This is a genomic window from Bacteroidota bacterium (genome assembly GCA_030706745.1).
Lineage (GTDB): Bacteria > Bacteroidota > Ignavibacteria > Palsa-1295 > Palsa-1295 > PALSA-1295.
Genome location: JAUZNX010000014.1, coordinates 16,889 through 33,708, shown reverse-complemented (window position 1 = coordinate 33,708; position 16,820 = coordinate 16,889). Strand labels below are relative to the sequence as shown.

General features: G+C 52.5%; 13 protein-coding genes and 1 tRNA gene. 5 read left to right on the top strand and 9 right to left on the bottom strand.

All coding sequences use genetic code 11. The annotated features are described in order from the left end of the window. Positions 1–64: 64 nt before the first annotated feature. Positions 65–625 (bottom strand): AraC family transcriptional regulator, encoded by a 561-nt coding sequence (locus Q8902_13325; GenBank protein MDP4200538.1) that lies wholly within the window; start codon positions 623–625, stop codon positions 65–67. Positions 626–1,281: 656 nt separating this feature from the next. Between Q8902_13325 and Q8902_13320 the strand changes: the two genes are divergently transcribed. Together Q8902_13320 and Q8902_13315 are read left to right on the top strand one after the other, a co-directional pair. Next, entirely contained in the window at positions 1,282–2,880 is a 1,599-nt protein-coding gene (locus Q8902_13320) for a tetratricopeptide repeat protein (GenBank protein ID MDP4200537.1), read from the top strand. Between the two features lie 98 nt (positions 2,881–2,978). Next, a tRNA-Glu gene (locus tag Q8902_13315) sits at positions 2,979–3,050 on the top strand. 56 nt (positions 3,051–3,106) lie between these two features. On the opposite strand, the gene Q8902_13310 is transcribed toward Q8902_13315, so the two are convergent. Further along, positions 3,107–6,394 (bottom strand): T9SS type A sorting domain-containing protein, encoded by a 3,288-nt coding sequence (locus Q8902_13310; GenBank protein ID MDP4200536.1) that lies wholly within the window; start codon positions 6,392–6,394, stop codon positions 3,107–3,109. 284 nt (positions 6,395–6,678) lie between these two features. Here Q8902_13310 and Q8902_13305 point away from each other — a divergent pair, with 284 nt between their 5' ends. Further along, positions 6,679–7,674: a hypothetical protein gene (locus Q8902_13305; GenBank protein ID MDP4200535.1), complete on the top strand. Its 996-nt coding sequence runs from the start codon at positions 6,679–6,681 to the stop codon at positions 7,672–7,674. Then, the gene (locus tag Q8902_13300) at positions 7,667–8,758 is read left to right on the top strand and encodes a DUF354 domain-containing protein (GenBank protein ID MDP4200534.1); all 1,092 of its coding nucleotides are present in this window, start codon (positions 7,667–7,669) and stop codon (positions 8,756–8,758) included. The genes Q8902_13305 and Q8902_13300 overlap by 8 nt, the downstream gene beginning before the upstream one ends. Here the strand turns inward: Q8902_13300 and Q8902_13295 are convergent. From Q8902_13295 to Q8902_13265, 7 genes are all read right to left on the bottom strand, one after another. Then, positions 8,750–9,511 carry a DedA family protein gene (locus tag Q8902_13295; protein ID MDP4200533.1) on the bottom strand — a complete coding sequence of 254 codons (762 nt, stop codon included), beginning with the start codon at positions 9,509–9,511 and terminating at the stop codon, positions 8,750–8,752. The genes Q8902_13300 and Q8902_13295 overlap by 9 nt on opposite strands. Positions 9,512–9,672: 161 nt before the next feature. Next, complete coding sequence (locus tag Q8902_13290) at positions 9,673–11,733, bottom strand: hypothetical protein (protein ID MDP4200532.1); 2,061 nt, start codon at positions 11,731–11,733, stop codon at positions 9,673–9,675. A 176-nt stretch (positions 11,734–11,909) separates the two neighbouring features. After that, positions 11,910–12,194: a rhodanese-like domain-containing protein gene (locus Q8902_13285; protein ID MDP4200531.1), complete on the bottom strand. Its 285-nt coding sequence runs from the start codon at positions 12,192–12,194 to the stop codon at positions 11,910–11,912. A gap of 55 nt (positions 12,195–12,249) precedes the next feature. Continuing rightward, positions 12,250–13,290 (bottom strand): HPr(Ser) kinase/phosphatase, encoded by a 1,041-nt coding sequence (gene hprK / locus Q8902_13280; GenBank protein ID MDP4200530.1) that lies wholly within the window; start codon positions 13,288–13,290, stop codon positions 12,250–12,252. A 28-nt stretch (positions 13,291–13,318) separates the two neighbouring features. After that, positions 13,319–13,972, bottom strand: a complete 654-nt coding sequence (locus tag Q8902_13275; protein ID MDP4200529.1) for a dienelactone hydrolase family protein — start codon at positions 13,970–13,972, stop codon at positions 13,319–13,321. 23 nt (positions 13,973–13,995) lie between these two features. Continuing rightward, positions 13,996–14,673 carry a phosphoribosyltransferase gene (locus Q8902_13270; protein ID MDP4200528.1) on the bottom strand — a complete coding sequence of 226 codons (678 nt, stop codon included), beginning with the start codon at positions 14,671–14,673 and terminating at the stop codon, positions 13,996–13,998. Positions 14,674–14,687: 14 nt separating this feature from the next. Continuing rightward, complete coding sequence (locus tag Q8902_13265) at positions 14,688–15,008, bottom strand: MTH1187 family thiamine-binding protein (protein MDP4200527.1); 321 nt, start codon at positions 15,006–15,008, stop codon at positions 14,688–14,690. A gap of 300 nt (positions 15,009–15,308) precedes the next feature. Here Q8902_13265 and Q8902_13260 point away from each other — a divergent pair, with 300 nt between their 5' ends. After that, on the top strand, positions 15,309–16,763 hold the full coding sequence (locus Q8902_13260; GenBank protein MDP4200526.1) for a cellulase family glycosylhydrolase: 1,455 nt from the start codon (positions 15,309–15,311) through the stop codon (positions 16,761–16,763). Positions 16,764–16,820 lie beyond the last annotated feature (57 nt).

Sequence of the window (16,820 nt, the reverse complement as noted above, 5' to 3'; positions counted from 1 at the left end):
AGGGCAAATCTACGACAAACAAAATCAAAAAGCATTACATAACTTCAGCAATCTATTACATCATTCACACATTCTCGAGACCACCCAATCGTTTATGCTTGATTTTCTTGAAAAAGGTCGGTGTCAGGCCGGTCACTTTCTTGAATTGATTCGAAAGATGTGCAACGCTGCTATAATGGAGCTTGTATGCGATTTCGGTGAGTGAGAGTTCATCATAGACGAGCAACTCCTTAACGCGTTCGATCTTATGTTTGATGATGAAGTGTTCGATCGTCGTGCCTTCGACTTCAGAAAACAAATTGGCGAGGTAGGTGTAGTCGTAATTCAGTTTTTGCGTCAAGTGCTCGGAAAAATTCACCTTCAGGGCCTCATCCGCATAATGGATTGACTCGATTATGACATTCTTGATCCGCTCGATAAGAATTGCCTTCTTGTCGTCCATTAATTCCAGCCCGGAGCGTTTGAGGGCAAGCGCCAGATCCACGCGCTGTGGCTGGGTAATGATGTCGCTGATTTCAACTTCGCCCAATTCCACAATCGTATGATGAAGGCCGAGTCGTTCTAACTCGGCCTTTACCATAAGTTTGCAGCGGATGCTGACCATATATTTTATGTAGAGCTTCATCAGGATCAGTAGGGTGTATTCGTACCAACTGGCTACGACGGATAAAAAGTCCGGTTCACGGGATAGCGAAAGGTGATTACCGAATAATCTCCTGCCGGGGGTCGGCCCCAGTGCGGCTAGGCATATTATCCGACGGTGACTCCGCCGATGGGGGAAGCCATGACCACATCGGGCATTGCTGATTAGGGCAGAAACGCCGAGAGATACGATCAACAAAATCGCATTCTTGAGGAATGTGCGTAGCAAATCCCATCATCGTATCGTATATTAACCCTGAGATTGATAGGCACCAAGCTAACGGAAAGCGCTTGGCTCCCAAATTGAGGTGGTGGAATGACAAAATGTCAGGCTCAAGACTAGATTTGAAGAATTGAAGGAATGGCGATTAGAGAATTGGGAGGACATTCTTCATGAAGCACAAACGCTTGCGCTCCCATTATCCTACCATGCCAAAAGAAACGTACGACAGAAATGGTATTCGTATTAGTCAATTCCCATTTCAATGGATTCGAGAGTTATCCACAATCGAATTCGAAGGCTTGACTTTAGGGCAATTTGAGAGTATACTATGGGCAACAGGGAGCATTCCATCCACACCTGTGTTGCTTTTGGTGAGGTCGCGCCTCGCGGCGCAGTGGTTTGCTAGGACTTGATAAATGAACGTATTCGACGATTTCGGAGCCTTCCCGTTTGAAGGCGAGGACGAGTTTGGCGGCGAGGGAAGCGGTGGAAGCTCCGGGTCTCGCGATGAAGCCTCGTCCGCTGCCGAGCGCCGCAGAAAATATTTTGAGGAAGAACTGAAGCGTTATCGCGAGGAGAAGCGCCGGAAGCTATCGAGCGATGCGGGACATTCGGATGATACGAACGACAGCGAGCGTCCGACCCGGCAATTCTTGCACCCCGATATTCTGGAAGAGCTTGTCGATTACTGCGTCGAGAACGAGAAATTCGACGAGGCTTTGGATTTCGTTTTGTTGCTTACCGAGCGCGCGCCGTTCAATGGCGATGGCTGGCATCGTCGCGGCATGCTCGAGGCGCATCACGGGAAATTCGAACAAGCGCTGGCGAGCTACGAGCGAGCTCTGGCGTTGAACCCGACAGACAACGAATTGCTCATCAACTACGGTATCGCCCTGGACGCCGTTGGCCGTACACGCGAGGCCCTGGAAATCTTCGACCGAACGCTGTCAACCGATCCCTCTAACGATGAGGCGCTGTTCAATAAGGGCATCTGCTTCGAGAAGGCCGAGAAGTACGATGATGCCATTGCAATCTTCCTCTACCTTAAGGATACGAAAGAGCTTGCGAAGGACGCGTTCTACGAGCTTGGCTTCTGCTATGACTCGACGAACCAGTATGAGAAGTCGCTTCAGGCCTATGAGAGTCATCTGGACCTCGATCCTTTCAACCATAACGGCTGGTATAACCATGGGATCATTCTCAACCAAATGGGAATGTACCATAAGGCGATCGAGAGCTATGAGATGGCGCTGGCCATCAAAGAAGATTTTGCATCGGCGTGGTATAACCGAGGCAATGCCTGCGCGAATATCGGCAAGCTGAATGATGCGATCGAGTCCTACAAGGAATGCCTGAAATACGAGGCCGAGGACGTGAACGCCTGGCACAACCTGGCAAATGCCTACGAGGAGCAACGCCGGTGGCGTGATGCAATCCGGTGTTTTTCACAGGCCGTAAAATACGATCCACGCCACGCTGAGAGCTACTTTGGCCGCGGGTCCTGCTACGATGCAATGGACCAGCATGCCAAGGCGCTCGAGGATTACGATCTGGCGCTGGCGATCAACAACAAGTATTCGGAATTGTGGTACGCCAAGGCGGATGCGCTCTATAATCTTGGCCGGCACGAAGAGGCAATTCTGGCATATCGAATGGTCCTCGAGCTTGCACCGAAAGATTTCGAGGCATGGTATGATTATGCCGAGACGCTCGTCGAGACGAAACGGTATCGCGAAGCAATGAACGCCTATGAGACGGCGATCGCGTTCGAGCCGGCGTTTCCGGACGCACATATGGGCCGGGCCAAACTCTTTTTCCGCGAAGGAAATCGGGATGAGGCGGCGGTCGAAGTGCTGGTTGCGCTACGGCTCGATCCTTCCCAGCTCCATCAGTACGAAACGGAATTTCCTCCTTTGGCCGGCAAGGCGACATTCGAAGAGTTGGACCAACTTGTCCGGTCGGAAGTCGCGCGACTGATGCGTGAAGACGATGGGGACTTTTCGTCGCAAGGATAATCGTTCTGGAACCCAGTTACTGTTCATAGTGTACTATGGCCGCTCGATGAGGGCAGAGGGACGGGTTACCCGCGACTCATCGACTCAGAAGTAAATCCGGCGCGTTCATCTAGCGGCTAGGATACCGCCCTCTCAAGGCGGGTACACGGGTTCGATTCCCGTACGCGCTACAAAAAATCCCCGCCTGTTGTCAGGCGGGGATTTCAATTAACGATCAAAAGGTCCGTCAGTGGATCACCGATATCTGCGACCTTACGAATTTACCTCCGGACGAGGCGATGAGCCAATAGCTTCCATTCGGAACATCGGTGAGGTTAATGTCGACGGTCTGCGACCTAGGATTCAACTCCTGGACCGTGCGACCAAGCATATCGACCAACTCGACGACATCCATCATCTGGCTTCCAGCGACTGAAAGCGTATTGGATGCCGGATTGGGAAAGTAGGAAAGAGTAAGTCCGTCGAAGCCGGTCGGTCCAACTTCAACCGTCCCTAATGTGCGGCGCTCACCGTTCAGGTCAATCTCATCGAGGTGATAGGTGCTAAGAAGCGCTGGCGCAAGACGATCGATCACGGCATAATTCGCTCCGGTCAATTCATTTTTTGCCAATAGCGACCCGACAGGAGTCGACGCACTCCGGATGACTTCGTATCGCGCGGCATTCACTTCGTTGGTAGTCTTCCATGTGATAGAGACCGATCCGTCTGTATTTCGATTCGCAGACAGCGAGGCCAACTCGACCGGCAAGTAGTTCAAGGCGCCGCTATATTTGAGGCGGACCATTGGTAGGAGAAATCCGCCTTGATCGACATCTGTCTTATAAGGTATGGTATACGGGAGAGTACCTCCCGGATAGTAGAACGTGCTCAGGATTTCCGGATGGAGCACGCCATACTGGCTGCTCGTGCCGCTGGAATCCACAACAGTATAATATGCGAGTCCCTGGGAGCCATCACCGCCGAGTGTTTTTGGACCGTAATTCCAAACAAAGTGCATCGTGTAGGTCGAGTCCTTCGCAAGGGCTACAGGAGTCGTAAGTGTCACCGTGAACCAGTTCGCAGCAGTTGGATTATACGTCAGACTCTTCGTAACCGGGTTCAGCCCTCCGCCAGAGATTGTAAGACTCCAATTCGTCGAGGCGCCTCCGCTTACGTAGTACATGGAGACACCCTTCAGCGTATCATCGCTGACGGGGGTGAATTTGTAGTACCACTCCGATGGGGCTGTCGTTACTGTACCGGTCGTATCGATACCGCCGTCATCGATAGCATAGGAATCGTCAATGTACATCGTCTTATAGAAGACGTTTGTATCGTTCTTGTTATAGCTATCGAAATAGATACCTTCGAGCTGCGCGATCGCGGTCAGGACTCCGCCCTGCGTACCGTGAAGGTCCCAGTTTGGCATGGAGAATACAGAATCGCGAAGTGGGTAGCTGAAATCGAATGTGCGAGTCTTATCGTAGACATAGCGTCCAAGCGCATCTTTTACAACGAGGCGAATAATACCTGCTCCGAGCGGCACGCCATCACCTCGATTCAAAATGCGAACTTTTGGGACGAGATTGTCCGATAGGTCTCGTGGAATATGGGTGAAGTTTCCATTTCCAAGATCGACATCGACTGGTTCCAGTTCTGTTTTGCCAAAGACGAATGGCTCAACATGCAGTCCATCGATGGCCCAATTATCGGCGTCTTCGAGCAGGTTCACCGGTGATGCCGAGTTGTACGCCTTGACACGGAACCGCAGCCGGAAGTGATCGCTAAGAAATCCCGCATCCAGCTTGACCATGAAGGTTTGAGTTTTCACATCAAATCCACCGGGGATTGTAGTGATAAGCTTCCACGCGGAATCCGGTGGATTCCATTTGGTACTGCCGGCCTTCAGGAGTCCTTCCAACACAAGGGAATCTCCGGGTGTCGGGAGCCCGCCGAGCGCGCCACGGACTTGAACTTCCGGCCCTGAGCGAAGCCGGCTCAAAATCCCGGCTTTCGAGCTATCGGTCGAAAGCCCACGCTGATAATGGAAACTGAGATACACGTTGTTTCCCGCAGTACTAAGATCGATCGGCGCGGATATTAGCGTATCCCCGCCCGTGCCAATCTGCAGATAGTAATTTCCACTACCATCGAGCCGATTGAGAACTGCGGCCTTCGGTCCCAATCCCGTGGCAATCGGTGGCATGGGGACGGTCATGATTGAATCCGCATTCAGGGCCTGAACGCCAACATTGGTCCAGGTGCACGGCGAAATTCCAGCATCGAACTCCTCGCGGAAGGGCACCGTCTGGCCATTGAGAGCCGAGAAATACCGAGTCATTGTGTTATTCGAAGGCCAAGCATCACTCACGCCACTTGGGTAACCTATTGTAAATGTAAGCTTGTAGTTTCCACACGGCACTGTGCCCGTTGGAGGGGCAGTGTAGGTGCTGGCCTGGGTTTGCGTAATCAGGATGCTGTCATTCTTAAGATAGAAGACCGATCCTGTCGTTATATTTGTGATCACGGTCCGCACATAAAAATTAATGGTCGTGTCCGTCATATTCAGGATCGAGCACTGCGGTGTGAATGACGAAGATCCGGGTGTGAGTTCGTAATGGTCCTTGGGCGGAGTCAGGATGCTGGAAACTAGGAATGCATCGACCGGGACGTGCACGAACCTGACGCCCAGCCCATTGTGAAGGTTAAGCGCATACGTGCTGCTTGGGTTTGTTGCATTGTAGTAGCCGCGATGAAGATACGTGACGGCCATATTGGTACCAGTCGGGCCTGCGCTACTAAGACCGATCGTGGCGACCCGCTGAATGATTGTCGCGGCTGGAACGCCGTTCCATGAGCCGTCGAATGACTTGTATTCGAAGGTGATAGTGCTATCAGTAGCGTTGAACAGTGTTTGGAACGTCGCGCGCACCTGGCCGTTGGTCCCTTTCAGGCCAAGGTTATAGTAGCTTACGATAAATGTGTCCGCTGCCGGCCGGACCCAAACGCTCGATGCGTTGGTACCCGAAGGCAGCAATTCCCAGTCACTCCAAAGCGCCGCGACAAGTTCGTTGCCGACATCGCCGAAATCATCCATCGGGACGTTGTACGCAGAGCTATCCTTGCCAGACAGGCAGATCGTCCCATTCGTACAAATTGATCCGCCGGGCAAATTGACCGTTATGTTTCCATTCGGTGTGGAGACGACATAGCTTGATGGCGGTGGCAGAATAGTGTCCCACGTTCGAAAATAGAATATTGAGGCAGAGTCGTAAGTCTTCGGCAAGAATACCGAAGCATCATCGTTGTTTGAGAATCCTGTGACCCGATGCCATTGAAATTTCTGACTTCGCACCCAAGAGGTGTCAACCCAATGATATGTGGGTTTCAATGGGGAGTCATCATCCGAATCCACCACATAGTACTCTAATCTTGCGGATGTGGAGGTCGGGTTACCACGACGGTACCGCGTTTGGGCTGTAAGCGACGAAGCCAGAATTAGAAGAATCCAAAAGCCCGTAACAATTGCTTTCATATTGTGGAAATTTCGATTATCGAACGACTTGTGCTGGTGACCGGTCAGTTTCGAGCACATTAATACCCTGCAATATAACACCAAAAATAGATTCTCGCGTGAGAATGGCGCCGACGGATTCAACAAGGCCGTCGTCAAATTTCCGTATTTTGCCAAGAATGGGAATGAGTGATATCGCAGATGCTGCCCGGGGAGTCCTGAAATGGGCTGTGGAGACGAAATTCGCGGGGCATGATCCGCATGACTTGCTGAGTTCACCAATTTTGTCCGGAATTGAAAGCCCGATGGCTCGACTGCTGTTGCTTCAATTGGGCCGCCGATCGGTGCTTAATCTTCGAACGCTACTCCACGTACCGAAATCGGAAAATCCGAAGGCGCTTGCCCTATTTTTGATGGGACTCATCCGAGCGAACGAGCGGGTATCTGCCAATTGGGCCACGGAGAGTTCAAGACTAGCGATGCGCTTGGCGGATGTCAGCCTAGATTCGGGCGGTTGGGGCTATCCATTTCCCTGGCAGTCACGAACGCATTTCCTCGGATCCAATACGCCGAATATCGTAACGACTTCATTCGCCGGGATGGCGTTACTAGAGTGGCAACGTCTGAGCTTGATGCCCGATGGCAGAGTCCCGATCGGTCGGGCTGCAGAGTATATCGTGAATCGAATCCCAAGATTGGACCAGGACGGCGTCGCATTCGGATATGCCGAGAGTGATCCCCAAATCGTGTTCAATGCCTCCCTGCTTGGTGCGGAGTTTCTGGTTCAGGCCGGTCGATTGCTGGAACGCACCGATTATATAGAACTTGCACACCGCGCCGCTAGATTTGTTGTAAACCATCAACGCACCGATGGTTCATGGCCCTATGGACTCGAGCCATCGCAGCACTGGATTGACTCGTTTCACACCGGATACACCGTACTCTCCTTGAAGACGATAGCGGACGTTGTGGGTGATGATGTCCTGCATGACTCAGCAGTTCAGGGATTCGAGTATTATCGCAATAATTTTATCGAACCGGATTTCGCGGTTCGATATTTTCCAAATGGTCGTTACCCGATTGACTCCCACGCACTTGGACAGGCTATGGTGACGCTGTGCGTGTTCGGTGATGTCGACACGGCCCGGAACGTTGCACGATGGTCTTGCGAGCACATGCGTTCTGAAACGGGATATTTCTATTATCAGCGGCGCCGCCTTCTCACGAATCGAATCGGGTATATGCGCTGGTCGAATGCATGGATGTTTCGTGGATTATGCGAGGTTCTATCGCATGAGTAATACGCCAAGGATCTGGATCGACCTCGAGAACACACCACATGTGCCGTTCTTCATGCCGATCATTCGCGATCTCGAACATGCCGGCTGTAACGTCGTTATCACCGCCCGCGATTTTGCTCAAACCCGCGAGCTGATCGAGAAGTCACGCTTGCGAGCGACCTTCATTGGCCATGAATACGGCAATACAACTCTGCCGAAAGTCATGGGTATTCTCCTGCGCGCAATTCGACTTGCATTGCACCTGAAACGGGTGAAACCCACGCTTGCGGTCGGTCATGGATCTCGTGGCCTCGTCCTGGCCGCAAAGCTTATGCGTGTTCCTTCGCTGACGCTCTATGATTATGAGGGGGCTTCGGTGCGGTTATTCAATCGCCTCAGTACCTGGGTGATGACTCCGGAAGTCATACCGTTCGAATCTCTAGCCGCCCTTGGTCTCGCGCGTTCCAAACATTTAACCTATCCGGGTTTGAAAGAGGAGATATACGCGTGCGAATTCGAACCGACCACGCCAAGTCCAATCATAGATACCGAGAGGGGGATGGGCCAACAGTGGGACTTTTCCAAAATTGTCGTGACCATCCGACCGCCTTCACATTCTGCGCACTATCGTAGTGAGGAATCCTTTAAGTTGTTTAACGATATTCTGTCGCTGCTGTCCAACCGCAGTGACGTTCTGAGCGTGCTACTGCCACGCACTCGCAAGCAACGAGCCGAACTCATTGAAAAATGGGGGACATCCGAGACCATCATTATCCCCCGAGCGGCGGTTGAGGGTCTCGACCTGCTCGCTGCCTCTGATTTGGTCATCGGTGGAGGCGGCACAGTGAATCGTGAGGCTGCCGCGCTCGGGGTACCGGTTGTTACCATTTTCAAAGGACCTGAAGGTGCTGTCGATCGCTGGTTGATCTCTGAGCGCCGGATGCTCGAAGTGAAACAGGCTGCGGAAATTCTCCCACTCGTTCACAAACGAGAGAGGGATAGTCCGTCGCGCTATGTCTCGAGAAAAGGGCTGGCTACGATCGTCAATACAATCCTCAAACTTGTCGAAGAGCACTCGGAGAAGCTGCTGAAGCAATCACAGTGATTCGTCTGAGCCGTCTACTATCGCAGTCGGCTCTGCCAACTCCTTCGCTTCCTTGCGCTTCTTTCGAAGATACCACAGATACACGAGGACCGCCGCAGCAATAATGGTCAGTGTAATCCCGGCGCGGCTGACCCACTTCTCGACGAGCGGCAAATTTGTGCCGAAGACATAGCCGATCGTCCCATAAAGTGTCGCCCATACGATTCCGCCGAGCACATTATAAACAAGAAATTGCGGATAGTTGAAATGGTGTGCCCCCACAAGCACGGCAATCCAGGTGCGGGCAATCGATACGAACCGGCCAAAAAATACCGCTTTGCCACCGTGCTTTTTTAGGTAATCCTGTGCCTTTTGGTAGCGATCATCGGTCAGTCCGACGAACTTACCATACTTGCGGATGAGTTTGCGGCCACCTTCGCGGCCAATCCAGTAACCAAGACTATCGCCAAGGATCGCACCACCTGCAGCGCTGCCGATAACGCCGAAAATGGAGAGTTCGCTTGATGACGCAGCATAGGCCGCAGCGATTAGCAGCATGGTCTCGCCCGGGAACGGCACGCCCATGCTTTCGATCATGATGGCCATGAACACAATGATATACCCGTACCTTTCGAGAGCGCCCTGAAGAAAGGTCAAAACGCCGTCGAAGAGCTTCGCAGTCTCTGGGTGTCCGAGCGAATGGAGAAGCGGATGTGCGAGGGGAAGCCAACCAAGCAGCCCAGTGCTCACAAATACATCAGGAGTGAGGATCATCTGCTAATGGAGCTCGGGTGGGTTTTGGAAATCGGTTTGGGGACTCACGGTTATCTTAACGGACGCGGGAGGAGTTGCGTTGCGAGTCATAAGTGCCGGTATTTCAAACAAAAAGCCGGAGCGTTTCCGCTCCGGCCATGAATAATTACTTTGGATAGGCGTTACTCTTGATTAAGTACTTTCAGCTCCCTGGAGCCAGTGGACGAATGAACGACGATCACATACGAGCCAGCAGAAAGGCTGTTTGCATCGAACGTTGCTTCATACGATGCACCGGTCGGCTTTGCTGACAGTTTCGCAACCTCGCGGCCCAATAGATCATAAGCAGAGAATGATACGTCATGCTCGTCCTTGGACGGGGTGTAGGCGATCTGCGTGATACCGTGGAATGGATTCGGCGCCGCAACGAAATTACTCGGAACGTCCGGAGCAGTCGCGACTGCCGATGGCGCTGAATTAAACCAATTAAAAATGCGCTTGAAAACGGTGTCTCGTTTCCCACCGCCGCTAGAGATATTGCCAAGCTCAAATGTCGTATAGACCGCCTTGCCCGGACCACTCTCAGAGCGAATTCCGACAGTATCCCCTCGGTTGGTCGTGAAAATCGCATGACCACCTGCATCGAATGATTTCAAGGACTGAGTGCCCGTAACAGAGGACACGCTTACTGATGACAAGCCATCGCCAATGGGATCGCCTGCTACACCATTGATCGAAGTCCAAGTGGTACTATTGTTTTTGACAGAATCACAATGGAATGTACCTTCGACAAAATCAATCATGCCAACACTCGGTCGAGAATAAACGGCGGCAAATGGCGCGTCCTCGAGGATCAAATTGCCTCCGCCGGCTAAGTGCTGAGTAATCCGGTCCATGCTGCCATCGTTGGTGAACACACCTGTATAATATGGACCACCGTCAATAATCACATTGTTGAAATTAGACCAATCATCGCTAAATGCAGCGGTCATGTTCTCATAACGAATCAATGCCGCTGGAATACCGATATTGTTCAGCGACTTTAGAGTATTTGGGGGTGAAAGCTGTGCGGCCCCCATGCCTTCAAAACCAGCTCCGTTATCGAGGATGAGCGTCTTTACATCTTTACCCACTGCTAATCCGTACGTTCCACCAATTCCGATGCTGTCAGCAGTGCGGGCCATCAGTCCGAAGAAACCCCAACCAGTATATGGGCCGGAGGTTGGAGCAACGACCGAAACCTGGGCAGATGTCATTGGCGCGAGCGTGATCGAGCCATCTGCATTCAGGTTATCGCCTTTAAGTGTCAGAACATTTGGCGCCACCGAGGCCGAAGGAGCGATGGACAAAAAGACTTTTTGCTGAGTCGAAGAATTGTTCGTAACGGTGTAATCGAGGGTATTGCCATCACCCATTAGAATGCCGGTCGTAGCGTTTGGTGAAATATCCAAATTTACATTCTCAGTCCAAGCAGCTTGATATACAGGCTTGACAATAGCTCCTGCGGCTTGTTCACTTTGAATAAAGGCTACCGCTTCGAGCATGGCAGGATTCCAGGTTGACTTAATCTGTGCCGCGTAACGGTAGGTTTGAGTGGTATTCGCAGCCTGGTTGAATGCCGCTGATACTGGAATGCTGCCGTTCGTTGCGAGCGCAGGAATCGCCGCTCGGGCCATATAGTCATGCATCGGCAATCCATTAGATCCCGCATAAACAGCAAAGCGCTCGCAAACAACAACAGCTAAGCGCATGGCTGGGTCAGTTGGTACTGTTGGACCTGTTTTCACCGTCACTAACACGATGACGCTATCCGGAGTCGTGCTTTGACTGACTGACATGGTGAAATAATTTTGCATCTCACTGAGCGCAGTATTAACATTATCTTCGAATGCCGCGACTCCAATTCCAGGATTGAAATTGATGCCGCCATTCACTGATGCCGCGGGAATTCCCTGCACACCGTAGTAATCGCCACGGCTTCTTCCTGCCGGGAACATCAGGTTGCTCGGATCACCTGGCTCTGGATAATTTTGGTGCCATCGAATGATGACGACACTGTCATGGAGATCCGATACCACTTGGCGAACCATCGGATCTGTCGCCGCACACGGCGGGCAAGTCGAACTCGTAAATTCTTCAATTAATACTTTGTTCTGTGCGATGGCCTTTCCAGATGGCACGACGACCATCACAGACCAGACAACAAGCGCTACTGCGCTCAGCGATAGTACTCTCTTCATCATGATATACTTCATTGAAATTAAAGGACTTTGAAAAGTCGCGGCCTCAGAACACGCGCACATCACGGAAAATGTGCATAGTTCAGACTGTAAATATACGAAACTTTTCGTCCGCAATTGTCAAAAAGCGCCAGAAATTCAGAAGCGCCAGCCTCTGGGAGGTGGTGGACTTTCAACGCCTAAATCATCCCAATCGCTTCTTTGACATTCCGGTAACCCATTGCTCGGAGCAAACGTGCAGCATGATGCGATCGAACACCGAGATCATCATAGAGAACGACCGGCTCCTGAGGGTTTGGCAGTCGATTCTTGATTTCGCGGGCAAGATCGGAGAGTGGTATCAATTCCGCACCTTTCAGGTGGCCTTTGGCAAATTCTTCCGCCTCCCGAACATCAATCAGTTTTGGCGGGCGTGGGCCGGAAAGCGACCGCCGAAGCTCATCCATAGTAACTTGTGACAGCATGTAGCCATCACGCGCGCAATCATTGCGCCAACGGACGCCTGTGATTCCGAGAGAACTACTCGAAATCGTGCTCAAAATAAGGAATGACTCTGTCGCCGCCCGCAAGCCGCTGGTTGCCTCGCTGCAATAATACCTGCTCGAGCTTTGACGCAAACTCCTTGCTGGCGTCGTAGCCGTAGTGCTTCAAAAGGTAATTCAACGCGATGACTTCGGCAATGACCGTGATGTTCTTGCCGGTAATGATCGGGAGTTTCACATGTAGCAAGTCGACCCCTAAGATCGACGCCGTCTTTTCGTCAAGACCGGTCCGGGTATATTCACCATCCGGGCGCCATTCTTCTAATTCGACGACGACTTCGACACGCTTTTGGAATCGGATCGCACGAATGCCAAACATTTCTCGGACATTGATCAAACCGAGACCTCGAATCTCCATGAAGTGACGGACCAAATCGGTCCCGGCTCCCATCAGGATGTTCTCACCTTTTTGAGTGACCATGACGACATCATCGGCGACGAGCCGGTGTCCTCTCTCGATGAGATCGAGAGCGACCTCGGATTTCCCGATCCCGCTCCGCCCCACGAATAAGACTCCGACGCCGTAGACATCGACGAACGCGCCATGGATGACTGTCTGCGGGTTGAATTGATCTTCCAGATAATCGCCCAGGAGGAAGACGGCCTTTGTTGTCTCGAACGGCGTCTCGAACAGCGGGATCTTTTGCTGGTTACAGATTTCGAGAAGTTCGCGATCGATCGTGTTGCCACCTGTAACAATGATGCACGGGATTGCGAATGATGCAAGTGTCGAGAATGCCTTCACTCGCTCGTCGAGTTTCAGACTCCGCAGATAAAAGATCTCCGTATTTCCGAAGACCTGAATTCGATGATAAGTAAAAAGTCCGACATAGCCGGCCAGGGCCAAACCGGGTCGATGCAGATTCTTATCGGTGATAAGATTTGGCAGTCCCTCCTGACCGGCCACCAGGGTCAGCCGGAATCGGTCCTTCATCGCGTCGTAGAACCGCTGGACTGTAATTGATTCACGCTGGATCGGCTGCGTATTCCGCCAGCCTGCTCGTTGCTCGTTCGCCATTGGACAGTAAACGCACGAGCCAGCTAATTCATGCAATAAAAGTTTTGGCCCTCATGTGGCTGATTTGCCGGGTTAAGAAAGAGGTGAACCAGTCTTGCGCTAGTCCCGCAACTTGTTCCAGGGTCCCTGGTTCTTCGAAGAGATGTGTCGCGCCGGGGATGGTGACGAGTTTCTTCTCGCATTGTAATGCCCGGAGTGCGACCTGATTCATCCCGATCACCGGCTCGTCCCTGCCGCCTACGATGAGGAGCGTTGGTGCCTTCACTCGCGGCAGGCTCTCGAGGGCGAGATCCGGTCGACCGCCACGCGAGACGACCGCGCCGATGGGCTCCGGATTATTAGCGGCGGAAATAAGTGCAGCCGCCGCACCAGTGCTTGCCCCAAAGTAGCCGATCGGAAGATCGTGCAGATCGTCTTGTTGCATCACCCACTTTGCTGTTTGAGTGAGACGTGCCGCGAGCAACGGAATATCGAAGCGGTTCTCGTACGTTTGATCCTCATCCTCAGTTAGCAGATCGAAGAGCAGCGTCGCAAAGCCTTCATTTACGAGAGTCTCAGCAACGAATTGATTGCGTTTGCTCAATCGGCTGCTGCCACTGCCATGTGCGAAGATAATGATGCCCTTTGGTAGGCCTGCCGGCAGATCGAGAAATCCGGCGTGGGTTGTGGCACCGATTACCATGTTGATGTTTCGTCGCATGTTCGTTATGCTGCTGCGGGTTCTGCCTCTATGGCTTCTGAGAGCATCTCGCGAACTTCACGATCGGCGACCGGCGAGAACTCCTCATACCAGATCCCGACGGCGAAGAAGGGTTCAGGTTTGTTCGGGCAAATGACTTCGTCGGCGTCCGTTCGGAGTTCATCGCACGCTTGCCTGGATGCCACGGGGACTGCCATAATTATCCGTGCCGGCTTTTGCAGGCGGACCGCTCGCAGTGCGGCCCGCATCGTAGAGCCTGTGGCAACTCCATCATCAACTACGATGACTGCTTTGCCTTTGAGTACGGGGAAGGGGCGATTATTGCGATAAAGGGCTTCACGCCGCGAGATTTCTTTGGCTTCGCATGCTCGCACACGTTCGATTTCCGCGATGGAGATATTGAGGTCGGCAATGATATCATCGTTCAAAACAGTCACATTGCCTGATGCAATTGCGCCCATCGCAAGTTCAGACTGAGCCGGTACTCCCAGTTTTCGAACGATAAGTGCGTCGAATGCGGCATGTAAACTTTCGCTCACCTCATGGGCAACGGGCACGCCACCGCGCGTCAACCCCAGAACAATTACGTCCGGCCGATCCTTGTATGCGGATAGAAGTTGTGCGAGCTTGCGTCCGGCCTCTCTGCGATCGTGGTAGAGTGCAGGTCTGTGGCGAGAGAACATTGAGGTTTCCTTCCTCATGCTTCTATTAAGTCGTGCTTTACGGCGCGGCCCAGGCTCTCTTCGATCGAAGCGATATTGCGAGTAAGCTTTGAGTGCTCGCCGACTTCGTCCTCGATCTGAATAAACGACATGATATGCGATGATCGCTTCCGTGCTTCATCCTGGCAGTCACGAAGTACGTTCATGATATCATCCCATTCCCCTTCGATGCACGTTCCGGACGGAGTCAAGCGATATGGCAGACCGGAGGCATCGATGATATCCACGATCTTTGAAATGTGAGAACTCAGGTGCGTTCCTGAGCCCAATGGTACGAGTGTATAATCGACTAACATGGCAGAGTGCCCCTTTCTGACTTATCGACCTCAAACCTCGTACCGTGCCGAGGGTACACCAGATCTGATCAGCCGCTGGAAATATTCGGCCACCACAGGGTAGATTCCAGCCGTTCCCTGAGGCAGACGCCGGAAATTCATGTAAGCGCATCTCCGGCGTAAGAATAGCTTATAGCGGTGCGTAATCTTCTTGCCGGGTAATTATGCGGCCGATCTTGCGAGAAAAGCAATGATCTTCAGGTGGGCACGAGGGAGTGCGCAAGGCCTGCAATACGTTCTGGCCGCGCAATGACGTGGCACGTGGAAGATATCTACAGTGATGGGGCGTGGTTTCGGCTCACGGATGGGCGCTATGCGCTCCTGCGTGGGATTTGCTTTGGCCCATCCGCAAAGGAGCCTCCTCATACGCCACTCCGTTCGCGGGAGGACTGGCCGCGCTTCGAAACATACGTCGATCTCCTGTGGGCATGCGGGTGGCGAGTGTTACGACTTGCGTTCATTTGGTCGGCACTCGAGCCAACGTGTAATCCGGAATCGCCGGAATACGATGAAAGTTACATGGCAAGCTTTTTCGAATACGTCGATCTCTTAATCGAAAAGGGCTTCCTGATTATTCTCGATCTTCACCAGGATCTTGTCGGCAAGGCCTATGGTGGTAGCGGCATGCCCGACTGGGTGCGGTCGGATAAAGCCGCCGATCAAACGCTGCTGCCGAATACGGCGCTCTGGGGATTAAACTACCTGTTCAATCGTCACTTGCGCCGGACGTTCACCGATTTCTGGTCCAACGATCTGACGAACTCTGCGGTCACGCCGCCGCTCGTTCACTTTGCTGTGCGCGATCGCTATCTCGATATGGTCGAGCGTGTTGCCGAAGAAGCGGCTACACGTCCCGGAGTCTTTGGTATCGAAATCTTCAATGAGCCGCACCCAGCTACCATCGAGAGCCGGGAATTCGAAGAAGAGATCCTGCCCAAATTTTATGAGGGTGCTACCGAGCGCATTCGCAGGCACTCTCAGCAAACCTTTGCACTCCTCGCACCGCAAAGTGACTGGAATGTCAATGTCGGTGGAAAAGAGCAGGAATCATATCTTCGCATGGCATCGAGGGACCATCGCGCCGTATTTGCCTATCATTATTATGATTCGCTACTGACTGGCTTCGGCGGCTATATCTTCCACGATTCCAAGCGGGATGAGTACGTTGCGGCGCAACGGGCAGGAGTGGCGAGTGCTCGGAGCAAGGGGATGGCGCCCTTCCTGACCGAGTTTGGTGCGAGGCAGAACTGGATGCGGCCCGTTGTGCGCCGCCAAATGAACTGGCAATACGAAGCGATCGAGCAAGCGCTCGTCAGCGCGACATATTGGAATGTGAATCTCTATAACACACCGGAAACGTTCGACGGATTTATGCGCGAGGATTTTTCGCTGCTGGGTGTGAACCAGGAGCCGCGCAATCTCGACATCGCGTGTCGGCCCTACGTCATGGCGGCGAGCGCGGAACCCGTGCATATGCAATTCAATATTCGCTCAAAGGAGTTTGAGCTTCTTCTCCGAGGTCGCCCGATGGCCGGCCCAACGGTGATTTACGTGCCGGTTGAGAAATTACATCCGTTGCAGCCCGTGCATTATCCGGGCGGTTTTGAGTTGGAATATAGTGGACGTCACTCCCAGTCAATGATTTTGAACGAGCTTTCGATTACCCTTGACCCGGAACTGGATATGCACAGAATCTTTATCCGGCCAAAATCTTAGGGACTTCTGAGGCCTCTCACTCGTTACTCGTTACTCATCATTCCTTACCCGTTAGAG